This is a genomic window from Pseudomonas sp. TREG-RG-20F-10-E-6-01 (genome assembly GCF_022662455.1).
Lineage (GTDB): Bacteria > Pseudomonadota > Gammaproteobacteria > Pseudomonadales > Pseudomonadaceae > Aquipseudomonas.
On record NZ_JAKNQP010000004.1, the window covers coordinates 254,950 to 268,665 of the forward strand.

Annotated in this window: 11 protein-coding genes; 9 read left to right on the forward strand and 2 right to left on the reverse strand. The window is 60.2% G+C overall.

All coding sequences use genetic code 11. The features are described 5' to 3' along the window. The first annotated feature begins 114 nt into the window (after window positions 1–114). Window positions 115–5,271 carry a DUF6543 domain-containing protein gene (locus L8K08_RS15265; protein WP_242198328.1) on the forward strand — a complete coding sequence of 1,719 codons (5,157 nt, stop codon included), beginning with the start codon at window positions 115–117 and terminating at the stop codon, window positions 5,269–5,271. A gap of 19 nt (window positions 5,272–5,290) precedes the next feature. On the opposite strand, the gene L8K08_RS15270 is transcribed toward L8K08_RS15265, so the two are convergent. Continuing rightward, entirely contained in the window at window positions 5,291–5,560 is a 270-nt protein-coding gene (locus L8K08_RS15270; RefSeq protein ID WP_106579755.1) for a PepSY domain-containing protein, read from the reverse strand. Between the two features lie 154 nt (window positions 5,561–5,714). On the opposite strand from L8K08_RS15270, the gene L8K08_RS15275 reads away from it, so the two are divergent. From L8K08_RS15275 to L8K08_RS15305, 7 genes are all read left to right on the forward strand, one after another. Next, a complete protein-coding gene (locus L8K08_RS15275; RefSeq protein WP_242198330.1) occupies window positions 5,715–6,710 on the forward strand; it encodes a FecR family protein in 996 nt (331 codons plus the stop codon). 315 nt (window positions 6,711–7,025) lie between these two features. Beyond that, the gene (locus L8K08_RS15280) at window positions 7,026–7,478 is read left to right on the forward strand and encodes a hypothetical protein (RefSeq protein WP_145165698.1); all 453 of its coding nucleotides are present in this window, start codon (window positions 7,026–7,028) and stop codon (window positions 7,476–7,478) included. After that, window positions 7,475–8,038 carry an adhesin gene (locus tag L8K08_RS15285; protein ID WP_242198332.1) on the forward strand — a complete coding sequence of 188 codons (564 nt, stop codon included), beginning with the start codon at window positions 7,475–7,477 and terminating at the stop codon, window positions 8,036–8,038. Before L8K08_RS15280 ends, L8K08_RS15285 begins: the two co-directional genes overlap by 4 nt. A 66-nt stretch (window positions 8,039–8,104) precedes the next feature. Continuing rightward, the gene (locus L8K08_RS15290; protein WP_145165700.1) at window positions 8,105–8,800 is read left to right on the forward strand and encodes a heme utilization protein; all 696 of its coding nucleotides are present in this window, start codon (window positions 8,105–8,107) and stop codon (window positions 8,798–8,800) included. Between the two features lie 62 nt (window positions 8,801–8,862). After that, entirely contained in the window at window positions 8,863–9,540 is a 678-nt protein-coding gene (locus L8K08_RS15295; RefSeq protein ID WP_145165701.1) for a C39 family peptidase, read from the forward strand. 37 nt (window positions 9,541–9,577) lie between these two features. Next, entirely contained in the window at window positions 9,578–10,327 is a 750-nt protein-coding gene (locus L8K08_RS15300; RefSeq protein ID WP_242198334.1) for a hypothetical protein, read from the forward strand. Between the two features lie 49 nt (window positions 10,328–10,376). Next, entirely contained in the window at window positions 10,377–11,687 is a 1,311-nt protein-coding gene (locus tag L8K08_RS15305; protein ID WP_145165703.1) for a transporter, read from the forward strand. 61 nt (window positions 11,688–11,748) lie between these two features. On the opposite strand, the gene L8K08_RS15310 is transcribed toward L8K08_RS15305, so the two are convergent. Continuing rightward, window positions 11,749–13,074, reverse strand: coding sequence for a sigma-54 dependent transcriptional regulator (locus tag L8K08_RS15310; protein WP_242198336.1), 1,326 nt, complete (start codon window positions 13,072–13,074; stop codon window positions 11,749–11,751). 343 nt (window positions 13,075–13,417) lie between these two features. Here L8K08_RS15310 and L8K08_RS15315 point away from each other — a divergent pair, with 343 nt between their 5' ends. Then, window positions 13,418–13,678: a hypothetical protein gene (locus L8K08_RS15315; protein WP_106579746.1), complete on the forward strand. Its 261-nt coding sequence runs from the start codon at window positions 13,418–13,420 to the stop codon at window positions 13,676–13,678. Window positions 13,679–13,716: the final 38 nt, after the last annotated feature.

Here is a 13,716-nt window from a genome sequence, read left to right on the forward strand (position 1 = left end):
AACAACGCCTCCTGTGCCTGCTGTCAACGGGCGCTTGCGTTATCTACCGCCAAGCGTGCTGTGCGACCTCCTACTTTGGCGCTTGATGACCGCCGCGTGGAAGGAGAGCACCCCATGACGCACGTGACACCGCCGTACTTTTTCGATGAGTTCCTACGGACCGTCAAACGCAAAGCCCCGACTGCGCGAGAGCGCGCGCTGGGGTTTTCGGTCAAGGACCTTGATTGGCTGCACACGCTCTACTACGCCACTGATGCAGCGCGCCAGAATGAGGCGCTGCACGGCTACCCGATGAAGGTGGAACGGCTGCTGGCCACCGCTGAGGGCAAGCCCGCCATCGTGCTGGCCGGGGCGTTTATGATGAGCCCCACACCCGATGCCAGTAAGGCCGTGCTCTACAGCCCCTATGGCGGCCTGGAGCTGTTCGACAGCCGCGCCGACCTGCTCATTGACGTACAGGAGCGCCTGGCACATCCGGCCAAGCGCGAAGAGTGGCTGCAGTTTGTGGCCATCGGCGAGCGTGATGCACTGCCGGTCAATCTGCACCTGACGGTGAGCACCGCCGTCATCCCGGGCGCGGTCATGGAAGACCAGGAGCAGGCCATCCTGGCCGGCCAACAAAAAAATGTGGCCGCGATGCTCGAGCAGTTGCGTAAGCTCCCCAGCCTGCACTGGATGCTCGACACATTGCTCACCATCATGGCCCGGACCTGCTTTCCCGGCCTCAACCAGAGCGATACGCGGGTTAATTTTTTCAGCCAGGCCTCAACGGCAGCAGACCGTCGCTGGGTCGCCTCGATGCCACTGCGCGATGCGCTGCTGCAGTTTTACGTCAAGCAAGCCTGGCCTTCGGGGCAGACCCACACGTTCTTCAACATCGGCCATGACACCCGCGCGTTTACCGAGGCGCAACTGGCCGAAGACCAGCAACGCTGGGACAGCCTCGTCGAACAAACCAGCAGCCTCCTTTCGAGCCTGTTGCACAGCCTGCTCCAGACCTACTGGAACGAAGACTTCGACGGCGGGCAATCACGCCTGCGGTTTTTTGCCCGGGTGATGAGTGACAAGTTTCGCGCCGACCTGTTGTTCAAACACCAGAATACGATCCTGAGCACTGAAGAAAGCCAGGCGCTGCGCGCCCTGTTTCTCTCGGACCAGGCTGCCCGCACCGCCTACGCCAGTAGCCTGAGCGTGGAAAAAGTGCGCGTTCACGCGCCCTATCATCAGACGGTGGAGCTGGCCAGCACTTTGCTGATCAGCTACACCCACGCTTATCTCTACACTCAGTCGCGCGGTCTGCAGGTACTCAAGGACATGAATGCCCTTAACGACACGCTGCGGGTCATGCTCAGGACCGCCGGGCATGAAGATGAGCTGCTTAACTTCGTCTCGCTGGATGAGCGCAGTCTGTTTGTCGGCACGGACGCGTTGCACGTCACAGGCCATCCTGTGGTCGGCAATGTCTTCGAGGAGATGATCGAAGACATCGCGGCCAAACAGTTCAACAACCTGGAACATGCGTTGGGCCTGTATCGGCGCGGCGCGGGCAGTATCGACCTGGCCGCTCTGCTCGACAGTGCGCTGGACCTGCGCACCCTGCTCGACAGCCGTTTGATGGAGCAGGAGACCGAGGGGCGCTGGAGCGTCCACCCCATCACCACGGGCAGTGGCCAGCCCGGCACGGTCATCGCGGAAAAGGCCAAGGCGCACTTGCAGCGGCTGCACGCGGTCGATGCGGCGCTGGTGCTCGAACGTAGCAAACACAGGCCCCTTCGCGCGCTGGCAGCCCACGCCCTGGAGGCAGAGTTGGCCAGCAGGCACCTGGCGCTGAGTGCCGACACTATTGAGATCAACACCTACGCCACCACAGCACTGGAGCGCGAAGAGCGCCCACCGCAGACCTCGTTGAACATGGTTGAACACTTCATTGCGCGGCTCGTCCGGCAGGCCAGCGCCTTGACCGGCTCCAGCCGGAGCGGGTTTTATCAGCGGCGCAAAGGCGTCGCCTACCAGGTGCCGAGTTTGACCGTGGCCACGTTCAACGCAGTCATCGAGCGGGTCTTGAGCTCGTTTACGCAAGGCTTGCGCGCGCTGCCGCACCTGCTGGTGGACACTCACCCTGTGCATCTTGGCCAGGCGATGTTTCAGGGCCTCAGTGGCGAAGCTGAGCTGAGGCGCTTGTCCAAGACTTTGCCGCCGGCTCATCTCGGGCTGCTGGGCAGCGTGCTCAATGCCGACAGCATGGACAGGCTGACCCGCCACGGCCTGAACGGCTTTATACCGGATGCCTATGGCCTGACCTTGAAGGTCGGTACGCAGACCGCGCTGCAGCCCCTGGCCAATTGTTTTGTGCTGTCGGAACGCGGCGGCCTGGACGTTCTTCATTCCGGTGCGGCGCTGCTATGGACGGTGAGTCGCGGCTATGAGGCGTTTGATTCGATCCAGGCCTTGCGCGATGAATTGGGGCAACGCTTGCAGGATGAGCAGGCGCGCCTGCCCCTTGTCGAAAACCTGCCGGCGTCGAGGCGTGTGCCTCATCAACGCCTTCAATTGGGCCCGATGCAACGCATCGACGATCATTTGCTCAACAACCGTCAACAGTCCTACAACCAGCTCCTGTCGGGCGAGGTTGATCACCTGCTGTCGATGCCAGTGAGCGTACAACGCTTTCAGGACTGCATGGACGCGCTGATCCGGCGGGCGCCGCCGTCCAACCTGCAAAGGGCTGTCACGCTTACCCGCGCCCTGGTCAACCAGCAGGCGCTGCCGGTATGGCTGGGCATGGCGCAGCCGTCAGAGCAGATCCTGCATGCCGAACTGCTTGAACAATATCGCCTCAGTGCGCCGGACGAGCGTGACTATCTGCACAGCATCACGCCCTTGCGCGAACAGGTCATGAGCAGGCTTTCAACCCTGCTCAATGCGCGCTTTCCCGGGCAGGTGGTCAACCCGGACAACATACTGATTCCTGCGCGTATCGAACGCGAAGGCACCATTCAAACGCTGACGGACTTCGCCCTGCGGCACCTGCCCGCGTTGCGCGCCGAGCAGATCCGCCCGACCTCACGTACTGCCACGCCGCTGCCGCCCACGCTGGACGGTAATGCCGTGGTGCAACTGGTTCGACAGCTGGACTTGAAAAGCCTCTACCAAGCATTGCTGACCAGTCACTTGGGCGGTCAAACCGAAGACACACGCCAGCGCCGTCACCTGTTCTGTCGGCAGTTGCCCTGGCAACTGCTGCAATACGCCCACGAACAAAAACTGGATGGGCGGCTGTCCGGCTCGGCCTGGAGTTTTATCCGGCAGGTGTTGGATATGCCCGACGCCGTGGCTCGCGCCGCCGTGCGCGGCGTGACGGCAACCATTCGCCCGCTGGAACTGATAGCCACCGAGGGTGCAGCCCTGGTCAAGGCCTTGGGTTGCTACCTGATCGGCCCGCACGCCGACGCCTCCGCCCCAGTGGTTTTGTACGCGCCCTACAGCCCCCAACATGTGTTGAGGGAATACGCGAATGAAGCCGCCCTGCTCGATGAATTCACTACGCCCGGGGCCTTGCAGGAGTGGATCGTGGGTCAGCTGGAAACGGCCCATCAGGCGACTTACCGCCATCTGCTGCAGCCGCAAGGGCGTCAGCAGAGCCCGGAGATTCGTCTGGGCTCATCACCCATCAGCGGTAACCTGCTCAACCATCTGTTTGCCGACAACAGCGAGATGCTGAACCGGATGCTGAGCTGCCAGTTCACGCTTTCGGGCAAAACACAGTGGGAGGCGATCACCCGCCTGCTGACCAGCAAAATCCCCAAGACCCTGCAGTTGATGGCGGGCAAACTCACGTACCCGCTGATGGTGTGGCGCAGCTACAAACTGTTCAAAGTGTCTGCCGAAGACTTGCAGCAACACCGCTGGGCGCACGCCTTGAAAACTTTCGCGCTAGGCGTGGCCGAAATGGCCACCTTGCGCAAAAGCCTGGAGAGGGTTTTGCCCGATGCGCCAACCCCCGCGGAGCAACCGACGCTGGAGCAATGGCTCAAGGCCCCTGCCCCCACCGCGACCAGCCTGGCAGAGCAGGACCTGACGGCGCCGCTGCGTACGCACCTGCAAACCTTTGAACACCACGACACTGCCCTGGCCGACCTGACAAAAAGCGCCTACAGCCACGTGTACCACGATGACATCGGCGCCCTCAGCCTGGTGCCGCTGGCGGGCAAAGTCTACCCCGTGAAAAAAGCCGGTGAGCACTGGCGCATCAGCAACGGTGCACAGCAAGGCCCTTATTTGCAGCGCAACGCCCTGGGCGAGTGGGTGCTGGACCTTGACCGGCATCACCCGCGCTTTGGAAAAACCTTGAGCCGCTACGCAGGCAAGCTTTCCACCCGTGCAGCCGAGCGGGAAGCCATCAATATCGAGGCCGTGGGTTTGCGGGAAATCGCCGCGCTGTCCAGCTGGAAGGCGCACTGTATCGACGAAGCGCTCAACGTTGCGACCTACTATGCGGTCACCTGCAAGCGCAACATCGTCAATTTTGCCGTGCTGAGAGCCCCGAACAGTCGGGTCGGACGTTTTTTAAGTGAGCTGTTCGGCGTCATCACCATGACCGCTGAACAAATGCACAGGGTTGAACGGCGAGTCGACGAAGTGCTCGATGAACTGGTCAACCCCACCCTGACCGCCCCCGACTCGATGCGTTTTGTCAGCGGTATCCACCGGTACAGCCCGCACGACACCTTCGCCTTCGTCTTGCCCAACGACGCCGAAAAGAAGATCTACCTGCTGGACCGGTTCTTCGACCCACGCATGGACATCTATCAGAACCGCTTGATCGTCCCGTTCGACATTTCGGCGCACGCACGTGCGACGACGTTGATTCACGAGATAACGCACTTGATCTCCGCGACCGAAGACCTGGCCTACCTGGACACCATGCGACCGTTTACAGACCTGATCAATGTACACGTCAGCGGCGCGCCGTTGATGTTGATGGACCTTGCTCACCTGCGCGACACGGCGCTGTCAACCTTGACGCCGGCGACGATGCTGTTCAAGACCTGGGATGTGTTCAGCGAGCAATGGGAGGATTTTGGTGACCGTCCCTGGACCCGAGCCTTGAAGAATAAAGTGTTGAACACCACCGGAGCGCGGACGCTCAACGACGCCCGGGCGATCTTCATGAGCGACCCGGACAAACGCATCGACACCATTCTGGCGAATGCCGACTCGGTGACTTACTTGATCTGCCAACTGGGCCGAGCGCTGGATGCGGGAGCCTGAGCAGGCTCCCGGCAGGACGTCAGTCTTTCTGGTCACGCAGGATATTGCCCGAAGCGCCATCAATACGCGCTTCATAGACGACGCCATCGGACTTGCGCCCTTTGACTTCCCAGTAGCCTTTGTCATCGGCTTCGGCGCTGTAGACTTCGACATACCCGGCCTTGGCCTTGGCGGTTTCAATGGCCTTCTCGATGGTGATCCAGCCCGCGCCCGGTTTATCCGCCAGGGCTGCGCCAGCGCTGAGCAGCGCGGTGGTTGCACACAGGGCGACTAAGGTTTTCTTCAGCATTTTCGTACTCCATTGGGGGGAATGACGGACTCATGTCCTCTGTTTTTCTGATGTTTTCAAACGAGAATAAGTTCCAATTGATGTGCAATCGCCATGATGGCTGTTCTCGCCATCCGCCTCGGGAGGTTAGAATGTGCGAAATCAGGATGAGTTAATGAGCGAAAAGTCCCTTTCAGAAGCCGAATATGACGCCATCACCGACGCCGCCGCGCATTGGTGCATGCGCCTGCATGCCGATGACTGCACGGCGGGCGAACGTCAGGCTTTTGCAGATTGGCACGACGCCCATCCCCTGCACGCCTTCGAATACGCGGCCATGCTGGAAATCTGGGACGTGGCCGATCACCTGCCACGCAGCGAGCCGGCGCCGGCGGTGCTGGCGTTTAAGCCGCGCAGGCGGCTGCGCGCCTACGCCGTTGCCGCAGCCGTGTGCCTGGCGGCCTTGCCGCTTGCCGCCCTCACGGGCTGGGAAGCGGGCTGGTTGCCCAGCTCGTATGAACACTTCGAAGCCACCCAGGGTCTGCGCAAGATCACCCTCGGCGATGGCAGCCAGGTGGAGCTGAACCTGGGCACCGAGTTGGTCTACAGCCACTACAAGGACGAGCGTCGGGCGACCTTGAAAAAGGGCGAGGCGTTTTTCAAGGTCGCTCACGACAGCCATCACCCTTTCATCGTGCGGGCTGGCGACGGCCAGGTGCGCGTCACGGGCACGCAATTCAACGTCTGGAAATACGAGGACCAGGTGCGGGTAATGCTGCTTGAGGGCTCGGTACAGATTTCCAGCGACGCCGTGCATGGCAGCGTGCCGCTGACTCCGGGCATGCAGGCGAGCTACCACACGGGCGATGCTACGCCGCAAATCGCCGCGATCAGCCCCAATGACGCCGCGCTTGCCTGGCGCCAGGGCAAACTGGTGCTCGACAACCTGGCGCTGGCCGATGCATTGCCACTGATCAACCGCTACCTGAATAAACCCGTGATGCTGGCAGACACCACCACCGGGACCATTCGTATCGGCGGCATCTACAACATCAACGAGGTCAACAACCTCGTCCCCTCCCTGCCCAAGGTTTTGCCGGTCTACCTGACCCAGAACCAGGACGGCAACCCCGTGCTCAATTCGATTCCACGTAAAGCCCCCAAAGGCTGATGCCCTTTGCATCAACGGGACCGCTTGCGCCCTGAGTGTCCATTTTTGAAACACATGTGTGCCCTGAACCGCCCGTGCTGAGCGGATTCATCGTTCTGTCACACCGACTGTTTCAGCCATGAGACAGCCTTGAGGCGGGGCCGCCTATGCGCGGCCACGGGGGCACTGTCTCAACGCTGATACAGCACGGCCATCACTTCGCCTTGCTTTGATCCCAACCCTCTGAATTTCAAAAACAAATAAAAAGCGGCACGCGTTCTGCTCTCTCCCTTACAGCGCTGTTTAGGGTCAGCGCTAAGAATAAGGAACACTGCCGTGGACACACACACTTCAGGCTCACTGAGCCTCCTGCTGATCAGCTGCGTATTGAGTGCCGGCGCAAGCCTTCCAGTGCTCGCGGCAGGTGATGGCGTGATCGTGATTGAGCGCCAGGTTCAACCGTATGTCATCGGCCGCTCACGCGGCGTCGACCCCTACCCCAACACCGTCAATGCCAACCCGTCAGCGCAAGTGCTGCGCGCCTCCACCAATGAACTCAGCGACAACGACATTGGGCGCATCAGCAGCGGCTCAAGCATTACTCGCAGCATCATGCCCAACGGCGACATCACTGGTTTGAACACGATCGGCAGCGGTCCAGGCCTGGGCGCCAGCAGCGCGGCCGGCCACAGTGGCGGCGGCATTTCGGGCACGGTCAACGGTGCGATATCCAGCGGCCTCGCCCCGCTGAACAACATCAGCGGCATGGTCGGGGGGGCGATGAAATGAATCGCACCTGGATGCTACTGGCGGCGCTCGGTTGCACAGCGGCGATGGCCGACAGCAACAACAACGCCAGCATCGATAACTCGGGCACGCAGTACAACGGCGTGGTCTCGATCAACCAGGCTGCGGGCGATCAGCAACAGTTGAGCAACAACGTCGCGATCGCTGTGGGCCACAACGCCCAGTCAACGGTGACCGTCACGCAAAAAATCAGCGGCGCTGCGGCCGACCGCGCGCTGAACGCCAGGACGACGATCCAGGGCAACGCTTTCAGCAATGGCAACGGTGCACTGAGCGTCAATCAGTCGGCCGGGGCCCAGAACCAGATGATCAATGCCGTGCGAATCAGCGTCAGCGCTGGCCCGCAGAGCATCGACGACAGCGTCATGTCGCAACAGAACGTTGCGCTTGCAACCGACTCAGGATTGACCTCTACCACTGGCAGCCGCCAGGTCGTGACCAGCGACCAGGCCTTCACCGGCAGCCGTGGAGTGGTTCAGGTCAACCAGAGCGCCGGGGTGGGGAACCGAGTGGCTAACACCCTGAATTTACGACTCAACTGATGGAGCTGAGTCGGTAGCTGGAACGTACCAACACTTAACCAACTAATAGAAGCAAGGAGATACACCATGAAAACTACAATGGCCCTCAAACCACTGGCTTTCGCTCTCGCTGCGCTCATGGCTGTTGCTGCTCAAGCGGGTCAACCCAACCATCATCCACAGTCTGCGCCAACGACCGCAGCGGCGACCACCCAAGACGGTCAAAGCAACCACGGCAACGTGGTGCTCAATGACAAAACCAAGAACAACGCTTCGGCAAATGACTCCTACAACAACATCAGCGGCGTGGCCAACGGCAACGTGCTGAGCGGCGACAACAACCAAGGCAAAAACGATGTCGCCATCGTATCCGGCGACGCCGACTTCGTATTCGCCAGCACCGGCACCGCACAGTCGAACACCGGCAACCTGGTGATCAACAGCGGCACCAAAAACAACGCATCCCTCAACGACAGCGGTAACCACGCTTCGGGCGTGATTCAACTGAACGCCGCATCGGGCACCTCCAACCAGGGCAGCAGCAGTGTTGCAATCGCCTCGGGTAATGGCGACAGCGGTGCCGCAACCGTCGCCGGCGTGCAGGACGTGTCGGGTAACCTGACCCAGAACCTGAGCAGCGGCCACGGCTGGAGCAGCAAACCGGTGGTCAACAACGCCAGCGTGAACAACTCGATGAACTTCAGCTCCGGCGTGTCGAACTCCAACGTTCTGTCGGGCAGCAACAACCAAGGTCAGAACAACGTCGCAATCACTCGCTTCTGATGCAGACAGGGCCTTGGCAACAAGGCCCTTTTTATTTCCAGTGTCCAACAGGTCCTACGATCATGCGCTTCGGAGCCCTCCTTCTGCTGCTGGCACTCACCGGCCCGACCTGGGCGGCGCAAATGGCCGTGGTCATGCCTAACGGCGCGGTGGTCTACAAGAAGGTCGAGAGCATCCGCGAGCGCAAGTTCGCCAACCTGGTGGAACAGAAAACCGACTTCAGCTGCGGCGCGGCCGCACTGGCGACTATCCTGCGCCAAGCCTATTGGATGGACGTGGATGAAGACCACGTCATCAAGGGCATGCTGGTCAACGCCGACCAGAACCTCGTGCGCACCCAGGGCTTTTCGATGCTGGACATGAAGCGCTACCTGGAAAGCATCCACATGCGCGCCAAGGGCTACCGGATCACCCCGCAAGTACTGATCACCGTGAAAGTGCCGGTGGTGGTGTTGCTGGATATTCGTGGCTACAAGCATTTCGTGGTGTTGCAACGGGCCGACAACGACTGGGTGTACATCGGCGACCCCGTGCTGGGTAACAAGCGCTATGCCAAAGACGATTTCGTCAAAGGCTGGAACGGCATTGTGTTCGCGGTTATCGGCGAGGGCTACGACAAGGCCAACGCCCTGCTCACGCCGCCCAACCCACTGACCGCCAAGAGCCAACTGAACGAATTCAGCCCCGTACGCGACAGTGAATTGATGGACTTCGGTTTTATCCAGAGCGACTTCTTCTAGAAGCGCAATAAGGAGCAGGATGCTCCAGGAGCACACGATGAACACTCGAAGCTGGCTGACGGTCATGTGCCTGGCAGCCTCAGTACCTGCCTATGCTTCCTCGGCGTTCAAGCCGATCGAACTCAAGGACTCGGAAATGGCCGAGCTGCGTGGGCGTTATGTCATGCCGGGGCGGATTATCAGCTTCGGGATCGTCATGAGCAGCACCTGGACCAATGCCGCCGGTGCAACCGTTACCGGCACGGCCAATATGCAGGTCAGCTCAGCCACCGTGACCCCTCAGTTTTATGTGCAGGTGACCGGCAATGATGGCACCGGCATCACCCAGCAACCACAAGGCACCGGCACGGTCATCGGCGGCGCAGGCCTGGGCACCGGCCAGGGCGTGACGCAAAGCGTGCGCGCAGCGGGCGACGGCAACACCGCCAGCAACGGCGTGGACATCAACGTCACCCAAAACGGCCTGGCGCCTGCCAACTACGTGCAATCAGGGCAAGCGCTGATGGCTGGCCAGCCGATCACCGGCGGCACCGCAGCCGGCCAGGTGACGGTCACGGCCAATAACGGCGGGCTGCAAATGGCGCTTCAGGCCAGTAACAACCAGGGCAATGCGGTGCAGCAAATTGGCGGCGGCAACGTCCTGCAAGGCACGGTCATCCAAGGCAACAGCAACTTTGTGAACAACATGACCCAACTCAATGTGGTGCTGGGCAACAACGGTCTGAACAACCTCACGCAAAACCTGAATCTTGATCAGCTCAAAGGCCTACGCCCCTCCGGATATTGAACTACGCTGAGCCACGACACTTACGCATTAGAAAGGGACGGCTTATTTCATGCATCGATCGTTATCGTTACGTGCCGTGGTTTGCTTGAGTACGCTCTTGCCTGCATCAATGCTATACGCCGCGCCGGATGCCGACATTGAGACCTTGAAGCAGGAACTGCTGGAACTCAAACAACGCTATGAAGTGCAGCAAAAAGCACTGGCCGTACTGGAACAACGCGTACGACAGGTAGAAGACCAACCCGCAACGCCCGCACCCAAACGCTTGGCCAAATCCCCCGCCGACTTCCAGAAAGGCGGCACCACCGTGGCCGGTCATACGCCTGGCACAGGTGCGGCGGCCGCCTCGGGTGGCGCCGGCGGCGGCAGTTCCTACGGGCAAAGCCTCAAGGACGACTCGGCCCCGGCACAAAGCGTGAGCAACCTGTACAACGAAGCCAGCGGCTTTTTCGGTAACGGCAAGTTCAGCTTCGAAACCGGCCTTACCTATGCCCGCTACGATGCTCGCCAGCTCTCCCTCAACGGCTTTTTGGCCCTGGACTCCATCTTCCTGGGCAACATTAACCTGGACCGAATCAAATCCGACAGTTGGACCCTGGACCTGACCGGACGCTACAACCTGGACAATCGCTGGCAGTTCGACTTGAACGTGCCGGTGGTGTACCGCGAGTCGACTTATCAGTCGGGCGGTGCCAACGGCGACTCCAACGCCACGTCTGAAGCGTCGGTGACCCGAGACCCGACCATCGGCGATGTCAACTTCGGCATTGCTTACAAGTTCCTGGATGAAAGCGCCAACCTGCCGGATGCAGTGGTGTCAGTGCGCGTCAAGGCCCCGACCGGCCAGGAGCCCTACGGCATCAAGCTGATCGAGCAAGCCAATAACAATAACCTCGCCGTGCCGGAAAGCCTGCCGACGGGCAACGGTGTGTGGTCGGTAACGCCAGGCATCTCCCTGGTGAAAACCTTCGATCCGGCGGTGCTGTTCGGCTCGCTGTCGTATACGCATAACTTCGAAGAGTCATTCGGCGATATCAGCCCTAACGTCAACCAGAAAGTCCCCGGCAAAATCAGCCTCGGCGACAGCTTCCAACTTGGCCTGGGGGTCGCCTTCGCCCTCAACGAGAAAATGAGCATGTCGTTTTCCGTGTCGGACCTGGTGCAGCGCAAAAGCAAGATCAAGCAAAACGGCCAGGACTGGCAGTCGGTGGTGTCCAGCGATGCCAACGCCGGTTACTTCAACGTGGGCATGACCATTGCCGCCTCGGAAAACCTGACCATCGTGCCGAACCTGTCGATCGGGATGACGGACGATGCTCCGGACTTTACGTTCAGCTTGAAATTCCCGTACTACTTTTAAGCCGCGCAAGGAAAAGCCCCGCAACGATAAGGGTCGTTGCGGGGCTTTCGTTTTACCCGCCCTAGCGGATCTGGTGCTTGTGCAGCAATCGGTAGAACGTCGGCCGGGAAACCCCCAGCACACGGGCTGCGACACTCAGGTTGTCGCTGTGCCGATTGAGCACATCGCACAGCGCCTGGCGTTCGGCGCGGTGCTTGTAATCTTCCAGTGTAGCCATCGGTGGCGCAATTGCCTGCTCGCCCAGCAAACCCAGGTCCGCCGCTTCGATCTGTCGTCCTTCGGCCAGCACCAGACCGCGGCGCACGCGATTGGCCAACTCGCGCACGTTGCCCGGCCAAGGGTGTTGCCCCATCGCTACCAGTGCATCCTCGCTGAAGCTGCGCGGGCGGCGCCCGGTTTCCTGACTGTAGAAGCGTGAAAAGTGGTTGGCCAGCATCGCTACATCGCCGTGGCGCTCACGCAAGGGCGCGGTGACCACCTGCAGCACATTCAGGCGGTAATACAGGTCTTCACGAAAGGTGCCCTTCTCAACCGCGGTTTCCAGGTCAACGTGGGTTGCCGCCAATACCCTCACATCCACGGGGATGGGTTGGCTGCCACCGACACGTTCGACTTGCTTCTCTTGCAAAAAGCGCAAGAGGTTGGCTTGCAGCTCCATCGGCAAATCACCGATTTCATCCAGAAACAACGTGCCACCGTGAGCCGCCTCAATGCGTCCGACCTTGCGCTGATGCGCGCCGGTAAACGCACCTTTTTCATGGCCGAACAGCTCGGACTGAATCAGGTGTTCGGGAATTGCACCGCAGTTGATGGCCACAAACGGCTTGGCGTGACGCTGGGATTTGCGGTGCAAGGTCTTGGCCACCAGCTCTTTACCGGTGCCGCTGTCACCGCGAATCAACACCGGCGATTCCGTAGGTGCCAGCTTGGCCAAAAGCTTGCGCAGTTCACGGATCGGCCGGCTGTCACCCAGCAATTCATGCTCGGGCTCATCGATCAGCGTCTGGCCTTTACCACGCAGGCGGGCCATGCCGAACGCACGCCCCAGCGTGACCTGCACGCGCGCCACGTCAAACGGCAAGGTGTGGAAGTCGAAAAACCACTCGCAGACGAAATCTCCGACATTTTGCAGGCGCAAAACGTCCTGGCTAAGCACCGCGATCCACTCGGTACCGCTGCGGCTGATCAACTCCTTGACCGCTTCCGGGCGCTCAAGGTGATAGGGCTGCAAGCGCAGCAGGCCAACGTCGCAAGACCGATCGCCGACGGTTCCAAGGGCGCAGCTGTCCACTTCCCATCCGGCGGCGCGCAGACCGGGCAGCAGTCCGTGGCAGTCATCACACGGATCGACCACAAGCAGACGACGCTGGACAGGTGTAACAACCATGACTATTCCTTGGCGCCAATATTCTTAAAGTTATTTAGAAACAAAGGTTTGTGAGGCCTGGCGCTAACACTAGCAAGGTATTGACGCGCGCCTTGTACCATTTCGCTATAAGTGTTGGCAGAAAGCCACTGCTGGAGGTTTCCAAGTAAAAAATCGCCACGCACAGAGACGTTCATTCAGCTTTCAAAACAGCCGCTTACCTGACGTTGATCACGGAAAGTTAAAATTTCTTGCTCTAGCATGTGACCCGTACCCCGCCATCGAGCATCAGTACAAGTAACTCGCCGCCTGGCTCGCCCAACCGACGGCACTCACTTGAATGGGCATTAGAGAGAAGACTCACATGAACGCCCCGCTCCGCATCAACGAAGCTCTTTTGATCGCAGACCGTGCTTTTCAGCCCTTTCAGTGCGTGGCCTGGCACGATGGCAATGGCGCCCTCAGCCTGAGCGTCATCGACCGCACCAATACGCGTATTGGCAGCAAACAGCTGTCCTCGAGCGCCTATACCGACCCGGCTCAGTTGGAAGATTTGTTGTTACAGGCTCGCGCCGAACTCGACAAAGATGGTTATAAGTTGCAGTCCTGGGCAATGCCCAAGTAAGACAACACAGCAACTTCCGATCATTGCCCTCGTGTAAA

Excerpts from the sequence above, each read along its gene's own strand:
- L8K08_RS15270 (WP_106579755.1), bottom strand. The coding sequence starts at position 5,560 with ATGCTGAAGAAAACCTTAGTCGCCCTGTGTGCAACCACCGCGCTGCTC.
- L8K08_RS15290 (WP_145165700.1), top strand. The coding sequence starts at position 8,105 with ATGAAAACTACAATGGCCCTCAAACCACTGGCTTTCGCTCTCGCTGCG.
- L8K08_RS15300 (WP_242198334.1), top strand. The coding sequence starts at position 9,578 with ATGAACACTCGAAGCTGGCTGACGGTCATGTGCCTGGCAGCCTCAGTA.
- L8K08_RS15275 (WP_242198330.1), top strand. The coding sequence starts at position 5,715 with ATGAGCGAAAAGTCCCTTTCAGAAGCCGAATATGACGCCATCACCGAC.
- L8K08_RS15310 (WP_242198336.1), bottom strand. The coding sequence starts at position 13,074 with ATGGTTGTTACACCTGTCCAGCGTCGTCTGCTTGTGGTCGATCCGTGT.
- L8K08_RS15265 (WP_242198328.1), top strand. The coding sequence starts at position 115 with ATGACGCACGTGACACCGCCGTACTTTTTCGATGAGTTCCTACGGACC.
- L8K08_RS15295 (WP_145165701.1), top strand. The coding sequence starts at position 8,863 with ATGCGCTTCGGAGCCCTCCTTCTGCTGCTGGCACTCACCGGCCCGACC.
- L8K08_RS15285 (WP_242198332.1), top strand. The coding sequence starts at position 7,475 with ATGAATCGCACCTGGATGCTACTGGCGGCGCTCGGTTGCACAGCGGCG.
- L8K08_RS15305 (WP_145165703.1), top strand. The coding sequence starts at position 10,377 with ATGCATCGATCGTTATCGTTACGTGCCGTGGTTTGCTTGAGTACGCTC.
- L8K08_RS15315 (WP_106579746.1), top strand. The coding sequence starts at position 13,418 with ATGAACGCCCCGCTCCGCATCAACGAAGCTCTTTTGATCGCAGACCGT.